Origin of the sequence: Sphingobium sp. ba1 (assembly GCF_000743655.1) — a bacterium.
GTDB lineage: Bacteria > Pseudomonadota > Alphaproteobacteria > Sphingomonadales > Sphingomonadaceae > Sphingobium.
In genome coordinates this window covers 1,222,644-1,243,425 of record NZ_JPPQ01000069.1, presented here as the reverse complement: position 1 = coordinate 1,243,425, position 20,782 = coordinate 1,222,644, and the positions used below count along the sequence as shown (strand labels likewise).

General features: G+C 59.9%; 20 protein-coding genes. 10 read left to right on the top strand and 10 right to left on the bottom strand.

All coding sequences use genetic code 11. The features are described 5' to 3' along the window. Nucleotides 1–13 precede the first annotated feature (13 nt). From IL54_RS09070 to IL54_RS09055, 4 genes are read left to right on the top strand one after another with little or no spacing between them, the layout of a single operon-like run. Nucleotides 14–1,231, top strand: a complete 1,218-nt coding sequence (locus tag IL54_RS09070) for a CaiB/BaiF CoA transferase family protein (protein WP_037478210.1) — start codon at nucleotides 14–16, stop codon at nucleotides 1,229–1,231. Next, nucleotides 1,228–2,709 carry an acetyl-CoA acetyltransferase gene (locus tag IL54_RS09065; RefSeq protein ID WP_037474973.1) on the top strand — a complete coding sequence of 494 codons (1,482 nt, stop codon included), beginning with the start codon at nucleotides 1,228–1,230 and terminating at the stop codon, nucleotides 2,707–2,709. The genes IL54_RS09070 and IL54_RS09065 overlap by 4 nt, the downstream gene beginning before the upstream one ends. Then, nucleotides 2,706–3,479, top strand: coding sequence for an enoyl-CoA hydratase-related protein (locus IL54_RS09060; RefSeq protein ID WP_081913047.1), 774 nt, complete (start codon nucleotides 2,706–2,708; stop codon nucleotides 3,477–3,479). Before IL54_RS09065 ends, IL54_RS09060 begins: the two co-directional genes overlap by 4 nt. Before the next feature lie 26 nt (nucleotides 3,480–3,505). Next, complete coding sequence (locus IL54_RS09055) at nucleotides 3,506–4,912, top strand: aldehyde dehydrogenase family protein (protein WP_237748827.1); 1,407 nt, start codon at nucleotides 3,506–3,508, stop codon at nucleotides 4,910–4,912. Between the two features lie 3 nt (nucleotides 4,913–4,915). Here IL54_RS09055 and IL54_RS09050 read toward each other — a convergent pair whose 3' ends face one another. Together IL54_RS09050 and IL54_RS09045 are read right to left on the bottom strand one after the other, a co-directional pair. Further along, the gene (locus IL54_RS09050) at nucleotides 4,916–7,477 is read right to left on the bottom strand and encodes a LuxR C-terminal-related transcriptional regulator (RefSeq protein ID WP_037474968.1); all 2,562 of its coding nucleotides are present in this window, start codon (nucleotides 7,475–7,477) and stop codon (nucleotides 4,916–4,918) included. 21 nt (nucleotides 7,478–7,498) lie between these two features. Beyond that, nucleotides 7,499–8,146 carry a TetR family transcriptional regulator gene (locus tag IL54_RS09045; RefSeq protein ID WP_052027621.1) on the bottom strand — a complete coding sequence of 216 codons (648 nt, stop codon included), beginning with the start codon at nucleotides 8,144–8,146 and terminating at the stop codon, nucleotides 7,499–7,501. Between the two features lie 128 nt (nucleotides 8,147–8,274). On the opposite strand from IL54_RS09045, the gene IL54_RS09040 reads away from it, so the two are divergent. Then, entirely contained in the window at nucleotides 8,275–9,390 is a 1,116-nt protein-coding gene (locus tag IL54_RS09040; RefSeq protein WP_037474966.1) for an NAD(P)-dependent alcohol dehydrogenase, read from the top strand. 207 nt (nucleotides 9,391–9,597) lie between these two features. On the opposite strand, the gene IL54_RS09035 is transcribed toward IL54_RS09040, so the two are convergent. From IL54_RS09035 to IL54_RS09000, 8 genes are all read right to left on the bottom strand, one after another. After that, the gene (locus IL54_RS09035) at nucleotides 9,598–10,038 is read right to left on the bottom strand and encodes a GFA family protein (protein ID WP_052027620.1); all 441 of its coding nucleotides are present in this window, start codon (nucleotides 10,036–10,038) and stop codon (nucleotides 9,598–9,600) included. Nucleotides 10,039–10,062: 24 nt separating this feature from the next. Continuing rightward, nucleotides 10,063–10,377, bottom strand: coding sequence for a 2Fe-2S iron-sulfur cluster-binding protein (locus IL54_RS09030; RefSeq protein WP_037474964.1), 315 nt, complete (start codon nucleotides 10,375–10,377; stop codon nucleotides 10,063–10,065). Between the two features lie 17 nt (nucleotides 10,378–10,394). After that, the gene (locus IL54_RS09025; RefSeq protein WP_037474962.1) at nucleotides 10,395–11,546 is read right to left on the bottom strand and encodes an acetyl-CoA C-acetyltransferase; all 1,152 of its coding nucleotides are present in this window, start codon (nucleotides 11,544–11,546) and stop codon (nucleotides 10,395–10,397) included. A gap of 2 nt (nucleotides 11,547–11,548) precedes the next feature. Further along, nucleotides 11,549–12,622: a phosphotransferase gene (locus tag IL54_RS09020; protein WP_037474960.1), complete on the bottom strand. Its 1,074-nt coding sequence runs from the start codon at nucleotides 12,620–12,622 to the stop codon at nucleotides 11,549–11,551. Then, nucleotides 12,619–13,785 (bottom strand): acyl-CoA dehydrogenase family protein, encoded by a 1,167-nt coding sequence (locus IL54_RS09015; RefSeq protein WP_037478205.1) that lies wholly within the window; start codon nucleotides 13,783–13,785, stop codon nucleotides 12,619–12,621. Before IL54_RS09015 ends, IL54_RS09020 begins: the two co-directional genes overlap by 4 nt. Before the next feature lie 5 nt (nucleotides 13,786–13,790). Further along, a complete protein-coding gene (locus IL54_RS09010; RefSeq protein WP_037474958.1) occupies nucleotides 13,791–14,552 on the bottom strand; it encodes an SDR family NAD(P)-dependent oxidoreductase in 762 nt (253 codons plus the stop codon). A 27-nt stretch (nucleotides 14,553–14,579) separates the two neighbouring features. Further along, a complete protein-coding gene (locus IL54_RS09005; protein ID WP_037474955.1) occupies nucleotides 14,580–15,353 on the bottom strand; it encodes an SDR family NAD(P)-dependent oxidoreductase in 774 nt (257 codons plus the stop codon). A 156-nt stretch (nucleotides 15,354–15,509) separates the two neighbouring features. After that, a complete protein-coding gene (locus tag IL54_RS09000) occupies nucleotides 15,510–16,274 on the bottom strand; it encodes an SDR family NAD(P)-dependent oxidoreductase (protein ID WP_037474953.1) in 765 nt (254 codons plus the stop codon). Nucleotides 16,275–16,377: 103 nt separating this feature from the next. Here IL54_RS09000 and IL54_RS08995 point away from each other — a divergent pair, with 103 nt between their 5' ends. From IL54_RS08995 to IL54_RS08975, 5 genes are all read left to right on the top strand, one after another. Further along, nucleotides 16,378–17,061 carry a TetR/AcrR family transcriptional regulator gene (locus IL54_RS08995; RefSeq protein ID WP_052027619.1) on the top strand — a complete coding sequence of 228 codons (684 nt, stop codon included), beginning with the start codon at nucleotides 16,378–16,380 and terminating at the stop codon, nucleotides 17,059–17,061. Next, nucleotides 17,058–18,239: a cytochrome P450 gene (locus tag IL54_RS22900; RefSeq protein WP_037474951.1), complete on the top strand. Its 1,182-nt coding sequence runs from the start codon at nucleotides 17,058–17,060 to the stop codon at nucleotides 18,237–18,239. The genes IL54_RS08995 and IL54_RS22900 overlap by 4 nt, the downstream gene beginning before the upstream one ends. 8 nt (nucleotides 18,240–18,247) lie before the next feature. After that, nucleotides 18,248–19,039 carry an SDR family oxidoreductase gene (locus IL54_RS08985; RefSeq protein ID WP_202807664.1) on the top strand — a complete coding sequence of 264 codons (792 nt, stop codon included), beginning with the start codon at nucleotides 18,248–18,250 and terminating at the stop codon, nucleotides 19,037–19,039. Then, a complete protein-coding gene (locus tag IL54_RS08980; RefSeq protein ID WP_037474949.1) occupies nucleotides 19,030–19,620 on the top strand; it encodes a histidine phosphatase family protein in 591 nt (196 codons plus the stop codon). Before IL54_RS08985 ends, IL54_RS08980 begins: the two co-directional genes overlap by 10 nt. After that, the coding region (locus IL54_RS08975; RefSeq protein WP_037478199.1) for an AMP-binding protein at nucleotides 19,617–20,782 on the top strand (1,166 nt) is incomplete at its 3' end. The genes IL54_RS08980 and IL54_RS08975, both read left to right, overlap by 4 nt.

Here is a 20,782-nt window from a genome sequence, read left to right as displayed (position 1 = left end):
TCCCGAGGTGATCGTGACCGCCCCCATTGCTACTCCAGGTGCATTAGACGGCATTCGTGTGGTCGATATGACCAGCGTCCTGTTCGGTGCCTATACCTCGCAGATCCTTGGTGATCTCGGTGCCGATGTCATCAAAGTCGAGGCACCAGGCACGCGAGCGGACAATGGGGGCGACATTTTCCGGTATACCGGTAAGTCGGCTAGGACTCCGGCGATGGGGCCGATCTTCATGCACTACAACCGCAACAAGCGGTCGGTGCTTCTGGACCTTAAAAAGGAGGACGGCCGGGAAGCGCTGCGCCGCTTGATCGCCGACGCCGACATTTTCATCACGAATGTGAGAATGGGGGGGCTCGAGAAGCTTGGCTTCGGCTATGGCGGTGTGAAGGCCCTGAAGCCGGACATCGTCTACGTGCATTGCTCAGGCTACGGATCGGAGGGGCCTTACGCTAAAAAGCAGGCTTATGACGACCTGATCCAAGCTGCCGCTGGTGGTACCGATCTCTTAAGTCGGGTGGATGGCGATCCCGCGCCGCGCTACCAGCCCTCGTTAATTGCCGACAAATCCTCCGGCTTGTTCGGCGCTTACGCGACAATGGCAGCCTTATTTCACCGAGAGCGCTCGGGCGAGGGCCAGTTTGTCGAGGTGCCCATGTTCGAGTGCTTCAGCTACTTTAACATGAGCGAAAACCTCTACGGCCACACATTCGAGCCACCTACGGGCAATTACGGATACAGCCGCGTCTTCAATCCCAATCGCAAGCCTTACCCGACCAAGGACGGCTATCTGGCAATCCTTCCCTATTCGGACTCGCAATGGGACGATTTCTTCGAAATCGGAGGCCTGCCGCCTGGCACCTTCACCAAAAATCCCCGCTATGCGACCTATGCCCTGCGTACGGAGAACATCAGCGAAATCTATGCGATGATCGAGGAGGTCGCGAAGACCAAGACCACCCTCGAATGGGTGACTGCGCTGACCGAGCGCAATGTCCCGTGCATGAAAGTGAACCGCCTGGATGAGGTGCTGGACGACGAGCATCTCAATGCGGTGGGCTTTTTCGAGAAGCGTGATCATGCGAGCGAAGGGACCTATATTTCCCTGCGCCATCCGGTGCGTTTCAGCGCGACGCCTGCCACGGTGCGTCGCGACCCGCCCCGCCTTGGCGAGCATACGGCCGAAATTCTCTCGGACATCGGCATGGACAAGGCGTCGGACGCGGCCGCATGACCAATGTCGTCATCGTCGGGATCGGGGAGATCAGGGACCGGCCTGCGGATCCGGCGCTGGGACTGGACCCGCTCGACCTGATGGCCGCTGCGGCCCGCCGTGCAGCGCAGGATAGCGGCGCTGACCTTCTCTCCCTGATCGACGCGGTAGAGGTGGTCCACCAGATCACCTGGCGGTACGAAGACACGGCGCGCAGGCTTTGTGAACGTCTGGCAATCCATCCGCGGCGGGCAGTCTATCATCCGGGCGGTGGGGAGAGTCCGCTCAGGCTGCTCCACGATGCCGCGCTTCGCATAGTCAGCGGAGAGTCGCAGGTCGCACTTGTATGTGGCGGGGAAGCACGCAGCACGGTGCAAAAGGCGCGCCGGGCGGGTGTAGACCTGCCCTGGGCGGCCAAGGCGCGCGTCATGGAACATCCATGGCGTGTCGAGGAGATGGTGTCCGCAATGGGCCGTGCGCACGGGATCGCGCAGCCGACATACATCTATCCTCTGTTCGAAAATGCGTCGCTGCATGCTTGGCACCTCACGCCTGCCGAGGCGCAATGCGAATCCGCCGACTTGTGGTCTCGTTACGCCGCCGTTGCTTCCAAAAATCCCTACGCGTGGATGCAACGCCCCGTCGCACCGGACGAAATCGAAACTGTTTCGGACAGGAACCCGCTCGTCGCATGGCCATACCCCAAGCTGATGGTCGCCAACCCCAGCGTCAACCAGGGCGCGGCCGTCATCCTGATGTCCGAAGCGCGCGCCCTTGCGCTCGGTATCGCCCCGGATGCCATGGCGCATATCATCGGTGGCGCGGCGTCGAAGGAGCCGGAGGACTATCTGGATCGGGACAGCTATCATGCATCGCCCTCGCAACAGGTCGTGCTGGACGCTGCCGTTGCGCTCAATGACGGACCCTTCGACCATCTTGAACTGTACAGCTGCTTTCCCTGCGTTCCCAAAATGGCGCGCCGAACGCTTGGCCTGCCCGAAAGTGTCTCGCCGACCGTCACCGGCGGCCTCACTTTCTTCGGAGGACCGTTCAACAACTATATGCTGCACGCGACATGCGCGATGGTGCGACAGCTGCGGACCGCATCGGGCAGAGGACTGCTCTACGGACAGGGCGATTTCGTCACTAAGCATCATGCCGTAGTTCTGTCGTCCCGGCCGGGGGTGGAGGCGCTGTCCCCCGATTACCGCATCGACGGACAGGCGAACGCACTTCGCGGCCCCGTGCCGCTTGTCATTGATCGCCATAGCGGCAGCGCCGAGGTAGAGAGCTTCACCATCCTTTACGGGCGGGAGAGCGCCGTCGATCGCGCAATCGTGATCGTGCGGACACCGCAGGGGCATCGCACCATGGCGCGCGTACCCGCCGAAGATATTGCAACGCTCGCGCGACTGACGGACAGCGCCCGCTCGCCGGTCGGCGCGCGGGGGGTCGTCACCACGGCGGGCGACGGACTTTTGGAATGGAGACTTTCGTGACCGACATCCTTGTTGACCATCCTACCCCGCATGTGGCGCAGATCACCATAAATCGCCCCGATGCGCGCAACGCCATCAACGGTGCAGTGGCGCGCGCGATCGAACAAGCAGTAATCGAGACCGAAGCCGATGACGATATACGCTGCGTCGTGTTGACGGGCGCGGGCGACCGGGCTTTCTGTGCCGGGGCGGATCTCAAGGAGATTTCGGCCGGCCGCATTGGCGACCTGGTTACACGCGCCGGCGGTTTTGCAGGCTTCGTCCGGGCGGCACGTCGAAAGCCGTGGATCGCGGCCGTGAACGGCGTCGCTCTGGCCGGCGGTACGGAAATCGTCCTCTCCTGTGACATGTCTGTCGTTTCCGACGACGCGAAGTTCGGACTGCCTGAGGTGAAGCGCGGGCTGGCCGCGCTAGCGAGCGGGCTTTATCGCCTGCCGCGCTGTCTCCCTCGCGCCATTGCGCTCGAACTGATCGCGACGGGCGAGCCGATCACCGCCGACCGCGCCCTCGGGTTCGGTCTCGTCAACCGCGTGGTCCCCAAGGGCGAGGTGGTCACGCAGGCGCTTGCGCTGGCCGAAACGATTGCCGCCAACGCCCCGATCGCCGTTCGCGAGAGCCTCGTGATCGCGCGGGACGCCTATAATTGCCCGGAAGACGAACTCGAAGCCGCCGCCGCCGCCATGGGGAAGCGGTTGGCGCTGACCGAGGATTATCAGGAAGGCCCCCGTGCCTTCATCGAAAAGCGCGCACCGCGCTGGACTGGCCGTTGAAGGGACAAGCGATGCAACATTACTCAATGACGATTGCCGGCAAGGGCGTTGAAGGCGGAGACGCGATAAGCGTCCTCAACCCCGCGACAGGCGCGCCATTCGCCTCGGCCCCGGATTGTTCGACGGACCAACTGAACGAGGCGGTCGCAAGCGCGCGTGCAGCCTTCCCGGCATGGCGCGCAAAGCCCGATAGCGAACGCGGACAAGTGCTCAAGACGGCGGCCGGCGTGATCGCGGCGAATGCGGACGAGCTGATGCGTCTGCTGACGAGCGAGCAGGGTAAACCCCATGACGAAGCGAGGTTTGAGGTCATGGGGGCGGCTTACTGGCTATCTTCGATGGCGGACATGGCGATCCCGGTCGAAGTCAACGAGGATACGGCCGAGCGGCGGTCAGAAACTCGTCATGTGCCAATCGGTGTCGTTGCCGGAATCTCGCCCTGGAATTTTCCAGTACTGCTCTCTTTCTGGAAGATCGCGCCTGCGCTGCGCGCCGGCAACACGATGATCCTGAAGCCGTCTCCGTTCACGCCGCTGACGATGCTGCGGATTGGTGAACTGCTGCGCGACGTCATTCCCGCAGGTGTACTGAATATAATCTCCGGTGGTGATGCGTTGGGGCCGATGGTCACGGCTCATCCTGGAATCGATAAAGTCAGCTTCACCGGATCGACGGCTACCGGCAAGCGCGTGATGGCGTCGGCTGCGGTTGATCTCAAGCGCGTAACCCTGGAACTAGGGGGCAACGACGCCGCGATCATCCTGCCAGACGTCGATGTCGATGCCGTAGCAAAGGACCTGTTCTGGGCCGCCTTCCGCAACTCGGCGCAAATCTGCATCGCGACCAAGCGGATGTATGTGCATGAGGCGATCTATGACCGGTTGAGCCGTGCCATCGCCGACTATGCGGAATCGGTAAAGATGGGAGATGGATCGGAACAGGGCACGCAGCTGGGACCCGTTCAGAACAAGCAGCAATATGCGCGCGTCATTGACATCATCGATGACTGCAAATCGTCCGGCTACCGCTTCCTGACGGGCGGCGACGTCCCGACCGACAAGCCCGGCTACTTCATCCCCGTGACGATTATCGACAACCCGCCCGAAAACTCGCGGGTCGTGCAGGAAGAGGCGTTTGGCCCGATATTGCCGCTGCTCCGGTTCAACGACATCGACGACGTGATCGCGAAGGCGAATGCATCGGAATATGGGCTCGCGGGATCGGTCTGGTCCGCCGACACAGATGCGGCGTTGTCGATCGCAGCCCGCATGGAGACGGGAACGGTCTGGATTAACGAGGTACAACACCTCTCCCCATTTCAGGCCTTCGCCGGCCACAAGCAATCGGGCCTTGGCGTGGAAAATGGCCTCGGCGGCCTGCTCGAATATACGATGCCTCAGACAATCACGGTCAAACCCGCCAAGGCTGGCTGACAGTCACAACATGGCCAACCGTCGGGCGCGCGCGAGAGCGCCCGAGCGGTTGCGAACACCCAGCTTGTTGTAAATGTTCTGGATGTGCCATTTCGTCGTCGATAGACCGAGGTCGATATGGTCTGCGATAGCCTGGCTGGTGAGGCCGCTATCGAGCAAAGTCAGAACTTCCAGTTCCCGCGCTGTGAGGCGGTCGGCCGGCAGCTGATCACCTCCCGCTTCCCCGCGCAATCCATAGCGCGCCCGTAACCGTTCCAGCACGTCGGCCGCAGCCCCACTGGTTGCTGATGAAAGCTCTGGCTCCGATAAAAGCTGCGTCAGGCCCCATCCGCAGTCCACCGCTGTCCGATAAAACCCTCTCTCTCCAGCGATGCGCATGGCCCGCTCGAGATTGCGCTTTGCGTCGACGGCCTTGCTCAACATGAGCAAGCAAGTCGCTGCCAGCATCAGAAGCGTGATATGGTCGCGCGCGCGGCCCTCCGCTTCTGCAAACGGTAGCATGCGTAAGGCGATTGTGAGCGCATCCTGTGGTCTGTCCTCTTCGAGCATGATCCATGCGTGCGATTGCTCTACCTCATGCGCCATCCACGTCGGTACGCGGTGACCTGTGGCGACGTGGAGCCATGCGCTATCTGCCCGCGCGAACGCAGTGTGAAAATCTTCCGCGGCCTCCTTCCTCCGCCCATGACGCAGTTGCAGTGCGATCGTCAGCAGATCTGCTTTCACCGCGTAGCGCAGCCCTCTGATCAAACGATGGGTCGTCTCACAAAGTGCCGCGTCTATCCCATCGGAATCCTCGGCGAGGAGGGTCGCGGCCTCAAGCGCTGCAACATGTGTTTCGATGAGACCATTATCGCCGACGTGGAGGTGTCCTGCCGCCAAATGCTCGCGGGCGAGGCATGTCTCGCCGGTTTCGACGAGAATCCGGGCAGCCAGGAGATGGACCGTCCCGATCGTCGATGCTGCAACACCTTCAAAATCTTCCGCTCTGCTTAGCGCTGAAAGTATGATTTCGCGGGCCCGTGACACCCGCCCGCTCTGGAACTCGAGATAGGCTTCCGCCTTGGAAACCCAAAGCTGCCCATAGGCTCCGCCGCCTTCTCCCGCCTTTTGGCGTGCCACCAGCATGTCCCGCCTAGCAGCATGGCGATCACCCATCTGATAGTGCGCTAGAGATCTGATGACGCAGATCGCTGCGGTGTGGAACGCGTCAAGTGGCTCCCACTGGGACATCCACCGGTCCGCAAACTCGATGAGCTGTGGCACGTCGTCGCCGCGTGCCGCCACGCTGACACGCAGCCGATCGCGATGTGCGCGCCATGCGCTGGGCGCGTCCTGCGGCATTTCCTCGTCGAGAATATCAAGGTCTGCACATGCAGTGTCGATCTGGAGCACGAGAACGAGCGCCCATATTTTCCAAAGGCGCAGCGGGATCGAAATCGGTTGGCCGGCCTTTTCCAATCGCTCCGTCCAGGCCAGCATTCTTGGCAACTCGCCAAGCCCATGGACGATGAAGGCCGCGTTCCCGACGAGCAGGTCATGCGCGCGGTCGAGATCTCCGGCTTCGAGAGCATAATCGACCGCTTCGCAGATGGCGCCTTTACGCTCACACCAAGCTGACGCAGCGCGAAGCAGCGAAATGCTCTTGCTCGCGCCGGCCTGACGCTTCCTGGTGTCCAGAAACGTCTGAAACACGCCATGAAGGCGCAGCCAGTCCCCTCCGCCGCACGCTGCCACGATCATCACGTTTTCAAGCCGTGCGCGCTGAAGCAAAAGTTCCGCGGAGGGATCCATGACATCTGTCAGCATGGCAGGCGAGAATCGTCCGAGATCTGCCAGATCGAAGAGAAAACGACGCATGGCATCGTCCAACTCCACATAGATGCTCTCGTTGAGATACTGGCCGAGCTCCTCACGCGGATAGACCTCTCTGATATCGACTCTAGACCATCCGCCCCGCCGCCGCGCCAGCATGCCGTAACACTGCGCGGCGATCGGCCATCCATCAATCCAGCGCGATACCTTGCGCGCTTGTTCGACGCTTGGCGCCTTGCCGGCATAAATCTCCAACATCGCAGCGACCTCACTCTCGTCGAGCGTGAGCGCCTCCACGTCGAGAATCTCGACCCTGCCTTTCGCAACGAGTGCAACCCAGTCCATGTCAGGCAGCGTCCTCGTTGCGATCACGAACCGCTGTGCCGCGTCGCTTGAGGTAATCGTTCGAACGAGCCTCGCGACCTTTCGCGGATCCGCGTCATGGGCGTCATCGATGAAGATGATGTCGGCGTTGTCGCTTAGTGGCGAGCCAGCCACCATGCGATCCAACGGGCACCAAGCGATCACGCCCCCTGCGCACGTAACTTGTTGGGCGTGCGCGCGCAGAAGCGTCGTCTTGCCATAGCCCGGTGGGGCGGAAAGAATGGTGACACCGGCCCTCCCTGCTCGCAGCCGGGCAAATGCCCGTGTCGGTACGAAGGCTTCGATCGGCTTTCCGACAGTCTCGTTCGCCGCGTGCGGTGTAGACATGTGGACGGGGTCCACCGGTCTCACCTTGGTCTTGAGCATGATCCTACTCCTCGGCCGCCTCTATGCGGGCTGCTCGTTTCTGGTTTTGAGTCCGTCCAACAGGAAACGCACGAGATGATCGGCGTATTCTTCCTTTAGCTGTACCGTAATCTCCGTCGAACCGGATAGATACGGAAGTGTGTTGCGAGAATGGAAAAGAAACTCGCAAGCACCGATCACGGTATAGTAAAATAATGCTGGATCTAGCGAACGAATGTCGTTCGAACGGACGCATTCGTCAATGATCTGCTTTTGAAACTTCTGTAATGGAGCTATAAAAATTCGAGCCAGTTCACCAGCAGTTTCAGCATTACTCGACTGCAAAACATTGATTAGTCGATTTATATAGGGATAGCGGAAATAGACATTTATGACACCTCTGATATGAAGCTCGAGCTTTCTTAGAGGCGCGATTTCTTGGCCGACGAGATATTCGAGCTCATGCAGTGCTTTCGCAGCGTCGCGCTCGAGAAGCGCCAAGAGGAGGCCTTCTTTTCCCTTGAAATAATAGTTCACTAGCCCGTGATTAAGTCCGGAGCGCACGGCGATCTCATTGAGAGAAACATCAAGCGTGTCGCGCTCGCTGAGCAGGGTGCTGGTCGCCTCGAGCAACCTCTCCCGCGCGGCGACCCGGCCACGTTCATCCAGGCGAACTCCGACTCTTCCCATTCTATCCTCCGAATCTTTATTTATGCGAATAGATAAACTTCTGCAAGATCATTTGCCCTCCTTTCGGCTAGGGTCAGGATCGCAGGCACGTGGCAGATCGTCGTCAAAATCAGCTGAGGTCCTGTCCAATGAAAATCACCGCCGCTCTTGCCGTTCTTCCCAAGCATCAATTTGAGATTTCAGAAGTGGATCTGGACGAGCCTCGCGCCGACGAAATCCTTGTGCAGATCGAAGCTGTGGGATTGTGTCACACGGACATCGTGGCGCGAGACCAGATCCTGCCCGTACCCTTGCCAGCGGTTCTGGGCCATGAAGGTGCCGGCATCGTCGTGAAGACCGGTTCGGCAGTGACAAAAGTTGCTCCTGGCGATCACGTTGTCTTGAGCTTCCGCTCTTGTGGTACGTGCACGCGCTGCCTCGCCGGAGAGCCTACCTATTGCGAGCAGGCGCTCGCCCTCAACTATACCGGCTGCAGGGTTGATGGATCGAAAGCGATCCACAACCAGGACGGGCCAGTATCGAGCAACTTCTTTGGCCAATCCTCGTTTGCGACCTATGCCATTGCTTACGAGACGAATGTGGTAAAGGTCGACCGGGATATACCGCTCAAGCTGCTTGGCCCGCTCGGATGCGGTGTGCAGACAGGTGCTGGTGCTGTGTTGCGAGCACTCGCATGCCCGCCCGGCTCATCACTCGTCATTTTCGGCGGCGGATCAGTCGGCCTCAGCGCTGTATTGGGCGCAGTAATCGCCGGCTGTTCGACAATTATCGTCTCGGACCCGATGCCGGCACGCCGGACTCTCGCGCTAGAACTTGGCGCGACTCACGTTGTTGATCCATCCGCCCAGAAGGTGACGAAGTTTGTTCGCGGAATCACGGGTGCTGGGGCAGACTATGCGCTCGATACCACCGGCGCCGGTCAGGTTATGGAGAGTGCGCTGGGATCACTCCGCCCCCATGGGACCTTGGGCCTGCTCGGCGTGCCGTCAAATCCTGAGCAACGACTGCCAGGCCTGGCATCCACAGTCTTGATGTTCGGCTATACCATCAAGGGTATTATAGAAGGCGATAGTCAGCCTGACAGCTTCATCCCCGAGCTGATATCGCATTATCGCGATGGACGTTTTCCCTTTGACAAGCTCATCACGCTCTATCCGTTTGAGCAGATCAATCAGGCGGTCGAAGATCAACATGCCGGAAGGATCGTAAAAGCGGTGCTGACGATGACCCCACCTGCCCACTAGGGGTTCGTCTTCGCAATAGCACTCGACCTTGAAGCCCCCATTTAGGGAAGAGGATAGCCTGCTGATCGCTGTGATCTTGCAGAGGACGTTTGTATTGCCTGTCCTCCAGTCGGAGTTGGAGGAGGAGCTTGAAAAGGATGTCTCCGCCCTTGTCGGTGCCCGACCATGCAGAAGCAGAGGATCACCGCGTCGACGAGGAAAGCCGATCTAGCCCGGCATATTCTGATCGAATGCCGTAAGCTCAGTCTCGGGTGGCCACCATGATTGCGCGCTAGAGCACCAGATTTGAACCGCGGGATCGATGCCTGATGTGTCATTGAGAGTGCCGGCCTTGAGGTAGACAATGCCTGGTTTGCCTACCGGCACGGTGATTATCGGGGAGCCGCACGATGCGCAGAATCGCCGGTGAATCATGTTCCCGCTGTCACCTCTGTCCTCGAAAGACGCCATGTCACCAGCGATCACGAGGTCGGCAGCTTGGACGACCAAATTTACCGAAAAAGCAGCACCACTTTGTTTCTGACAATGGGTGCAATGGCAGATCGCAGTGAGAAGTGGGTCCTTGGCGAGCCGATATGAGACCCGACCGCACAGACAGCCTCCAGTTGCAACGTCGTTGATTTCCAAGGCCCTTACTCCACGTCCCATGTTTTCATCACGCTAGTGACTGGCTCAATCCTCCGGAGCGATGCGTACCACAATGTCTTCTGCAGTATCCGCCACGATCAACTGGCATGAAAGCCGAGAGCGATCAGTGCGATGGTCCGAGGAGTCGAGCAGATCATTCTCATCCTCGCCGATCGCGGCAAAATTGCCAGCCCCGTTCTCTACGATGACATGGCAGGTCGCGCACGAGCAGCAGCCGCCGCATAGCGCGAGCATCTCGTCAATGCCGGCATCCCGGATGGCTTCCATGACCGAGATGCCAACAACGCCTTCGACGGTGCGGCGCGACTCATCTCGCAAAACGACAGTGATATTGGGCATTATTCGCTCTCCGGGGCTTACAGCGCTTCGATGATCATGGCGTTTGCAATGCCGCCGGCTTCGCACATCGTCTGCAGGCCATAGCGATTTCCATGTCGGCGAAGGGCATGCACCAATGTCGACATCAACTTGGTGCCTGAAGAGCCAAGTGGGTGGCCAAGGGCAATCGACCCACCATGGACGTTGAGACGCTCGGGGTCTGCCTGAAGAACGTCGAGCCACGCAAGCGGCACGGGGGCGAAGGCCTCGTTTACCTCATAAAGGTCAATATCGGCGATCGACAGCCCCGACCGCTCAAGCAGCCGTTGCGTGGCCGTGATTGGCTCTTCGAGCATGATGATCGGATCACCGGCGGTCACAACCATTGCATGGATACGGGCGATCGGCGTTAACCCGTGCGCCTTCAGCGCCTGCTCACTGACGATCAGCAGGGCTGACGCGCCGTCGCAGATCTGGCTAGCATTGGCAGCGGTGATCAAGCCTCCCTCGATCAGTGTTTTGACCGATCCGATTTTCTCGAGCGTGGAATCAGCCCGGACGCCTTCATCAACCAGATGGACCGATGGACCGTCGGGCGTGTCGACCGAGATTGGCACAATCTCGCGGTCGAAGGCGCCGACTGCGATCGCCGCTGCCGCAAGTTGATGACTGTGAAGCGCGAAGCGGTCGAGCGTCTCGCGATCATAGCCATATTTACGGGCCATCATCTCCGCACCCTCGAACTGGCTGAACCCCTCAACGCCGAAACGCTTGCGTATCCGATCGCTCACAGGGCTTCCGGCGGACTGATTGGAGAACATCGGCACGCGGGACATGCTTTCAGCGCCGGCTGCGATAACGACGTCCTGTGTCCCGGACAGCACCGCTTGCGCAGCAAACTGGACAGCCTGTTGCGAACTGCCGCACTGCCGATCAATGGTCACAGCCGGAACGGTGGTCGGCAGCGTTGAGGCAAGTACGGCATTTCGGGCGAACGCGAAGGATTGCTCGCCCACCTGCGTCACGCAACCGAGGATGACGTCCTCGATCGCCGCAGGATCTACGCCTGTTCGTGCGACGAGGCTCGACAGGACGTCACCGGCGAGGTCCGCAGGATGGACGCCGGAAAGTCTTCCATTTCGACGTCCGCCGGCGGTGCGCAATGCTTCGACAATATAGGCTTCAGCCATGGTCATGATCCTCCAGAAATTTGGGCGACGGCGAGTGCCGCGAGTTCGGGAAAGGCAGCGGCGCGCTCTTGGGCCTGCGCAGATGCCGCCGTTCCGCGGATCGCCCTGCCTTTGATGCCGTGGAAAATTGCCGCGAGCCGGAAAAAGTTGAATGCCAGCGCGAAACGATAGCCGGGGATTTCTGCGCGACCAGTGCGGCGGCAATAGGCCTCGATATAAGCATCTTCGGAAGGAATATTGAGGGTTCCGAGGTCCGCGTCTGCCAGCCCCGCCACGATGTGCGAGGGCATATGGTACATCATGGCATGGTAGGCGAAGTCAGCGAGCGGATGACCCAGTGTAGAGAGTTCCCAGTCAAGAACGGCCACAACCCTTGGCTCGGTGGGATGGAAAATCATATTGTCGATGCGGAAGTCGCCATGAACGACGCTCACTTCCTCATTCTCATCGACGGGGATATTGGCAGGAAGCCATTCGACCAGCCGGTCCATGTTGGAATCCCGCCCGGCATCCCTATCGTCGAGATATTGCTGCGACCAGCGACTGATCTGGCGCGCGAAATAATTACCGGGCCGGCCATAGTCGCCGAGACCGATGGTGTCGGCATCGAGCAAGTGCAGATGCGCGATTGTCGCATTCATCGCGTCGAAATAGGCAGGTCGGTCAGCAGCATCCACTTCCGGGATAGTGGCATCCCAGAAAATGCGGCCCTCGACCATGTCCATCACATAGAACCAAGTGCCGATTATCGCTTCGTCGGTGCAAATCCCGTGTACCCGCGCAACCGGGAAACCCGCACCGCCGAGCGCTTGCAGAACTCTAGCTTCCCGCTCGATCGCGTGCGCGCCTTTGAGCAGCTGGCCCGGAGGCTTGCGCCTGAGAACATAACTGCCACTGGCCGCACTGAGCTTGTAGGTTGGGTTGGACTGCCCACCTTTGAATTGTTCGACGCTGAGAGGCCCGACGAAACCATCGATGTTGCACTCCATCCAGCGCGCAAGCGATAGCTCATCAAACTCGTAGCCCGCACGGACCGGAGTCGTACCGAGATTGGCGTCTTGTCCTGCGGCGCTCATGACTGGGCCTTGCCCCAGTCGCGCTTGATCTTCTTCGCCAGCGACCATTTGTGAACTTCAGTCGGGCCATCGTAGATCCTGAAAGCGCGTATCTCTCTGAAGACCTGCTCTACGATAGTATCGCCACTAACGCCGGTGCCGCCCATGACCTGGACCGACCTGTCCGCGACCCGCATCAGCGCTTCTGAAACCGCGACCTTCGCCATCGAGCTTTCGACGGTGCCAAGGGAGCCACCATCAAGCACGTCGGCGCACCACAGGATCATCAACTCAGCCTGTTGCAGGTCGATCATGTTTTCGGCCAGCATGAAGCCCACACCCTCATGGTCAACAAGCGCCTTCCCGAAAGCCTGGCGGCGGCAGGCATATTCGGTCGTTATCTCATGGGCACGAATGCACGATCCCAGCCATCGCATGCAGTGCGACAGTCGCGCAGGCGACAATCTTATCTGGGCGTATTTGAAGCCCTCGCCCGAATGCCCGAGCATCTGGTCGGTTGGGACCCGCAGCCCGTCTATCGCTATCTCTGCGTGGCCGCCTGGCATGGAGGTATCGATTGTGTTGGGTACGCGCTCGATCCTGATGGCAGGATCGGGTAAATCAACGAGGAACATGCAGGCGCCGTCTTCCGACTTGGCCATCACGATCCCAACCTTGGCGCCCTGCGCGCCTGTGATGAACCTTTTCCGTCCGTTGATGACCCAATGATTGCCGTCGAGATGACACGTGGTCTTCATCATCGACGGATCGGAGCCAGCACCGCCATCTTCCCAAGGCTCGGTCATGAGGAACGCTGATCGGGCATCGCCTGCGATCATCGGCGCGAGAAAATGGGCTTTCTGCTCTTCCGTACCGACTTTTCCGATGAGAAACATGTTGCCCTCATCTGGTGCCATGGTGTTCACCGCGAGCGGCCCCAACGGCGATAATCCGGACTTGATCAGCACCAAGGCTGTCTCCCGTTGCGAGAGATGTGCGCCGTCGCCGAGAATATGCGGCGTGAGGACTTGTGCGGCCTTTGCCTTGACGCGCATCTCGCCCACAAGTTCGTCCGTTGGCGCGCCATGATGGTCACGCCGCTCGTCCGTTTCGTAAGGAATGATCTGCCCGCGGACAAAATCTTCGACCCGAGCCGCGATCTCGCCCGCTCTTTCTTTCCCCACTCCGCTCACTTGGGCGCCATCCGGATTGCGCCGTCCAGGCGGATCGTTTCGCCGTTCAACATGGGGTTCGCGATAATGCTCTGCACCAATTGGGCATATTCGTCCGGCTGGCCGAGACGGCTCGGGAACGGGACCTGCTTCCCGAGCGAATCTAGAGCCTCTTGAGGCAATGCTGCCAGAAGGGGCGTCCAGAAGATGCCGGGCGCTATCGTCATGACCCGGATGCCATAGCGTGCGAGTTCGCGCGCAACTGGCAGCGTCATACCGACGATACCGCCCTTCGAAGCGGCATATGCGGCTTGCGCGATCTGGCCATCAAAGGCTGCGACGCTGGCTGTGTTGATAATCACGCCGCGCTCTTCACCAACCTGCGGCGCGCCATGCAGCCGTTCAGCGAACTTGGAGAGTACGTTGAATGTTCCCATGAGGTTCACCGAGACCGTGCGGGCAAAGTCGCCAAGCGCGAGCGCTTTTCCTTCGCGATCGATCACTTTTGCCGGCGTCCCAATGCCAGCGCAGTTCACAAGGACGCGCGCGACACCGTGGAGTGCTTCAGCTCTCGCCACAGCGTCGCGAACCTGATCCTCATCGGAGACATTGACCGCTATGAATGCACCGCCGATCGCAGCGGCATGCGCGGATCCGAGGTCCGCATTCATGTCGAAAATCGTGACTCTAGCGCCCGCCTTTGCCAGCCGGGCGGCAGTTGCGCCACCAAGACCAGAAGCGCCACCTGTCACTATCGCAGCTATCCCCGCTACATCCATAAAATAATCCTTAAATAAGAGATACGGTCACAGTGTTTGACCGTCGTCGATTGTGAAAAGACCGCCCGTCACCGGTGCGCTGGCATCGGAGCAGAGATAGAGAAGCATGGGATCGAGGGCGTCGACATCCATGAGACGTTGCCGCGCAAACCCCTCGATCAGCTTACGACCCTTCTCAATTTCCCACAGCGAGTTGGTCATGTCGGTCGCCATGTAGCCGGGCGCTATGGTGTTCACATTGATACCTTTGTTCGCCCAATCCTTGGCGAGCAATTTTCCCATCTGTGCCACGGCCGCCTTCGAGGCTCCGTAGGAAACAATTCCCGGAAAAGTGTGATGGCCTGTCACCGAACCGATGAGGACTATCCGGCCTCGACCGGTTTCGGCGGTCCCTGCGGCGACCATGCGACGTGCGCCCTCGCGAGCGCTTAAAAATGCACCCCGCACATTGATCGCCATCGTGGCGTCAAAATCGTCAACCGCCAATCCGAGAGCGCTGCCGGCCGGGCTGATACCGGCATTCACGACGACCGTATCGACACTCCCGAATACACCTTCTGCCGCGTCGAAAGCGGCGATGGTGGATAGCTCGTCGCCCACATCCATTGCGACCGCGGCGGCCTCACCGCCTTCGCTGCGAATTTCTGCGCACAGATCGTCAAGCAGGGAAATGCGGCGCGCACCAACAACGACCCTCGCGCCGGATGCAGCGAGGAGGCGCGCGAAACGGCGTCCGATACCGGACGATGCACCGGTCACAAGGGCCGTGCGTCCACTCAGATCAAAAGAAAAGCTCACCATTATGTTTCAGCCATCTGTATTTGTTCCCGAAGGGTGCGATTTCCGAAGTTCATTGAATGCACGTGTAGCGCCGTGATTCTTCCCGCACCCCATCCGTTCGGCGGGGCCGCAAAGCTCCGCGTCCATGGTGGAAGAAAGCTTCACCTGCGCAGCCCATCATTGAATGACGAGGCCGCCATCTACGGACAGGACAACCCCCGTGATGAAACTTGCTTCATCACTTGCCAAAAACGCGATCGCGCGAGCCACTTCGTCGTTACGCCCGTAGCGTTGCATCGGGTTCAGCGACGCAAAATACGCTTTCGCAGATTCAAGATCGGCATCAGGAATTGCCTGCCGTTCGATCGAGCGCATCATCTCATTGTCTATGGGAGCCGGTGCGACGGCGTTGACGCGGATGTTGCTGGTCGCCAGCTCGATCGCCGCGACTTTGACAAGGCCGGCAATGGCGTGTTTGCTTGCTGTATATGACGCCAGGCCAGCGACCCCGATCGTACTAGCCACCGATCCCGTCGCCACTATTGCTCCGCTATTTTTCATCACCAAAGCGGCGTGCTTTATGCTGTTGAATGTGCCGGTGATGTTCGTGTGCTGAACTTCCGAAAACTCCTGCGATGAAAGGGACAGGAGCGGCTTTACGGCGCCTTCCGCGCCAGCGTTAGCCACGAGAATGTCGAGCCGACCAAATTTCTCGATGGCTAGCGCTGCGACCATTGCGGTGTCGGCCTCAACCGACACGTCGGCACGGATTGCAATGATCGATCCGAAGCTTGAGAGCCTGGCCGCCGCCTCGTCGAGCTTTTCCTGATTTCTGCCCGTTATGATGACCTTCGCGCCTCTTTCTAAAAAGAGTTCGGCGACAGCGCCTCCGATACCGCCGGTCCCGCCCGTTACGATCGCCACTTTGTCCTTCACGATCATTCCTCTCCATTTTCTTGTTTGACTCGAAACATGACACTGATATCACGTTTGCAATTGAGCGCAACCGTCAGCCTCATGATTCGACGAGAGGGAAGCCTGAGAAATGAGCGACACAGATCGCCCAACAAAGCCGATCGCGCCGACCCGCCGCGGCGCCATAACGCGAGCAAAGTTGATCGACGCAGGGCGCAAGGCCTTCTCCGCATATGGCTATGAGATCGCGCGCGTTGCCGATGTCGCGAAGCTCGCAGGCGTGAGCCATGGCAATTTCTACCGCCACTTCACCGATAAAGACGACCTGTTGCATGCCGTCTTGGACGAGCTTCACCAAGGCCTGCGCCGACCGGTGCGCCGCCAGAAGCCATCAAGCGCAGGGGGCATGCTTGGCGAGATGATCGACTACAATGCGAGCTTCTTTCATACCTACGCGGAGCATCGCGATATGCTCCGGGTCGCCCGCGAAGCCGCCGCCAAGCCTGGGCCGAGCAGGTTCCTCGAAACGTGGTTGGAGATGCGCGTTCCGTTCATCGAGCGCAATCGTCTGTGGATGCAGAAGCTTCAGGCCAAAGGCTCGATCGATCCGGCAATGGATGTGTCGCTGATGGCGGAGTCGCTGGGGTCGATGATCGAGCAACTGGCGTATGTTCATATCGGCTTGGCCGAGCAGCGCCCGTCGCCTGAAAGGCTCGACGAACTCGGCCAGATTTGCGGCATCATTTGGTTTCGCAGCATCTTCGGCGGTGCGACTGCTGAGCCGGATCTGACGGTGGAGGAAGCTCGCCGATGATCCAGGCTCACAACGTCGATCTGCTCGACCTCACCCACTACACCTCAAAGACTGATCAGGAGCTCTTCCGCAAGCTGCGCGACGAAGATCCTGTCCACTTTAACGAAGGCCCGGATAGCGTCGGATTCTACGCGCTGACGCGCTATGATCATGTCTCCGCCGTCGGTCGGGACCATCTGCATTTTATCAATAGCAAAGGGACGCAGATCCGCGACAAGCGGGCCGAGGGACATGGCGCTCCGAGCGTTCACAATGCCGACCAACCCATTCACGGCCGCCTCCGTGCACCGGGTGTAGGTGCGTTCCGTCGCTCTTTGCTGGAGCAGAGGGAAGGTCGAATTCGAGAGATCGTTCGGGACCTCATCGACGCTGTTCCTCAGAACCAGCCCTTTGACTTCGTCGAGAGAATCGCGGTCGCCGTCCCAATGATCGTGTTCGCGGAGGTGCTCGGCGTACCCGCGAACCGTCAGCAGGATCTCGTTCATTGGGCCAACACGATGAGCGACGTCACCGCAACCGATGTGGTGCAGGCCGACGCCCGACACCATCTATTCGACTATTTCCGCGAGCTCGCCGCCGAGAAGCGCGCGAACCCCGGCGACGACATCGCTAGCGTCCTCGTCAACGCTGATGTCGGCGGCGCGACGCTGTCACAAGAAGAGCTAGATGCCTATTTCATGGTGCTAACCGTCGCTGGCAATGAGACGACACGGTTTCTCTTAACTGGCGGCTTGGAGGCGATTCTCAACCGCCCGGCGGAGCTGGCGAAGCTGCGGGACGAACCAGGCCTCATTCCCGCGGCGATCGAGGAGATGGCGCGCTGGGTTTCGCCCGTGTTGCAGATGCGGCGCACCGCGACCGAAGATGCAGATCTGTTCGGAACTCCGATCAAGGCTGGAACGAAAGTCGTCCTTTATTTTTCGTCGGCCAACCGTGACGAGCGCGCGTTCGATGCCGCTGACGAGTTTCATGTCGACAGAAAAAACAATCGTCATCTTGGTTTCGGCGTCGGCGCCCATTTCTGCATGGGCGCGCACTTGGCACGCCTGGAGGCTAAAATCTTCTTGGAGGAGTTCCTTCGGGAGATACGCCACGCGGAAGTAGTGGCGCCATCGACCCGCGCCGCTTCCAACTGGTTCACCGGCTATGACGACCTGACCTTGAGCTGGTCGCGATGAGCGCGGTCATGCACGCGCGACGTATCGTCGTAACCGGTGCGGCCAGCGGCATTGGCGCACGCCTGAGCGAACACCTGCGCAAGCAGGGTGCAACCGTCATTCCACTCGATCTCCAACCGATGCCGGATGGGATATCCTGCGACCTGTGCGACCCCGCTTCGATCGCGCGGGCGGCAAGGAACATCCTTGGCCCGCTCGACGGGATTGCCCATGTCGCTGGTTTGCCGGGCACCGCCTCTTCCGAACGGATAGCCGCAGTCAATATCGTTGCTCTTCGCCTTCTGAGCGGCCAGCTTCTCGACCAGCTTCAGCCCGGCAGCGCGATTGTCGTGGTATCGAGCGTCACTGCGCATCGCTGCAACTGGTCCGCAGATGAAATTCAAAGCCTGTTGCTACGCGATGACGCAGTCATCACCGGGCGGCTGGCCGCCTTGTCCGGCCCCGATGCATATGCCGCATCGAAGAGTCTCGCCAATGGTTGGGTTTCAGCATTGTCGGCCAAGCTGCTGTCGCGCTGCATCCGGGTAAATGCTGTCAGCCCCGGGCCTATCGAAACGCCTATCCTCAAGGATTTTGAGGAGTCGATGGGCGCGTCCCGGCTGAAGGCTGCCGCTGACCTCGTGGGCCGTCACGGCGAACCGTCCGAGGTCGCAGCGGCAATCGCCTTCCTGCTCTCCCCCGAAGCGTCATGGGTGAACGGGATCAACCTGGCCTGTGATGGCGGCTTCTCCAATGCGCGCAGGATAGCCGGAACTGCGGCAACACCTGAAGAAACCGGGGGGAATGTCTCGTGCAACTGATACTTGTTCGGCACGGATTGCCGGAAAATGCTCACACCCGAGATGCTTCCAATCCCCCGCTTTCTGAAGCGGGCCGGGTACAGGCCGCACAGACATGCGAGCGCCTGGCGCGCGAGCCCATCGATGCTATCTACGCCAGCACCCTTCATCGCGCAGTGCAGAGTGGCGAACCGCTCGCAGCCGCGCTCGGACTTCCCATTTCCCAGCTTGCAGACATTGGCGAGGTCGATAACGGCGAAGATCTCTACATCTCGCCGGAAGCGATCAAGGCCGCAGGTGAGTGGGATGAGTTTCTGCGCGACCCAATTCGATACTACGGGCATGACGAAGCGGAGTTTCGCGCACGGGTTCTTGGAGGCTTTGAAACGATTTTTAACGCCGTCGCCGGCCGCCGCGTCGCGATCTTTACCCATGGATTTCCGATTAACATCCTCCTGGCCCACGCGCTCGGTCTGACCGGTATTGCCAATTTCGTGCCCCGCAATGGGAGCATCACGCGGCTGATGGGTGATCGACTAGGCAACCTTCAGGTCCTGAGCATCAATGAAACAAGCCACTTCAGCAAGGAGGTGGTCAGATGATCGGCCACCCAGGTGCAATTGCTGCCGTCTCGCCGGATCGCGATGCCGTCATCGCGCAGGACGGCAGCCGACTGACCTATGGCCAGCTCGATCAGCGGTCGCTGGCACTGGCTCAGCGTCTCCACGTTAGCGGAATCGTTCGCGGCGACGCCGTCGCGCTTCTCATCGGTAACCGGCTCGATTTCTTCGTTGCCGCTTGGGCCGCTCAGCGATCCGGCGTCTATTTCATCCCCATAGCGACCCGCCTGACGCCAATCGAACTCGCCTATATATTTGACGATAGCGGTGCCCGCGCACTCGTCCTCGATCCGGCGCTTCTGCAACCAGCATCCGCAGCGCTTGCGATAATGAGCGGCGCAAAGCCGCTCGTACTGACTCTCGATCCGGTGCCAGGGTTCGAAGCGGTACCGCATGACGTCGATCCCAATCTACCGTTGCCTGATGCGATTGAGGGCGGCGACATGCTTTATACCTCCGGTACTACCGGACGACCAAAAGCCGTTCGAAGAGCACTGGACTTCGCGCCACTTGGATCTGACATGCGCCGCGCCGCCCGCGCTGCCGACCTCTTCGACATGGATGGCGAAAGCATCTTTTTGTCGCCCGCGCCGCTCTATCACGCTGCGCCCCTTCGGTTTGCAATGGGACAGCATCGTAGCGGCGGCGCCGTCGTCATGATGTTCAAGTTCAATGCGGAGCAGGCGCTTGCGCTGATCGAGCAAGAAAAGGTTACCCACAGCCAATGGGTGCCGACGATGTTCGCCCGCCTGCTCGATCTGTCGGATGAAGCCCGCAAACGATATGATCTGTCTTCGCACCGCGTCGCGATCCATGCCGGCGCACCTTGCCCTGCTGATATCAAGCGCTCGATGATCGAGTGGTGGGGACCGATTCTCCACGAATATTATTCGGGCACAGAGGGCGTAGGGTTCACCCATAGCAACAGTGCCGAGTGGCTCCAGCGGCCCGGCACAGTTGGGAAACCCTATGGCTGCACGATCCACATCGTAGGTGACGATGGATCCGAACTTGCCGCAGGTCAGACCGGGACCGTCTATTTCGAAGGTCGCGCAGGTCTCGTTTACCACAATGCGCCGGACAAAACGCGCGAAGCGCATCATGCTGCTGGCTGGGCGACGTTCGGCGACATCGGCCATGTTGA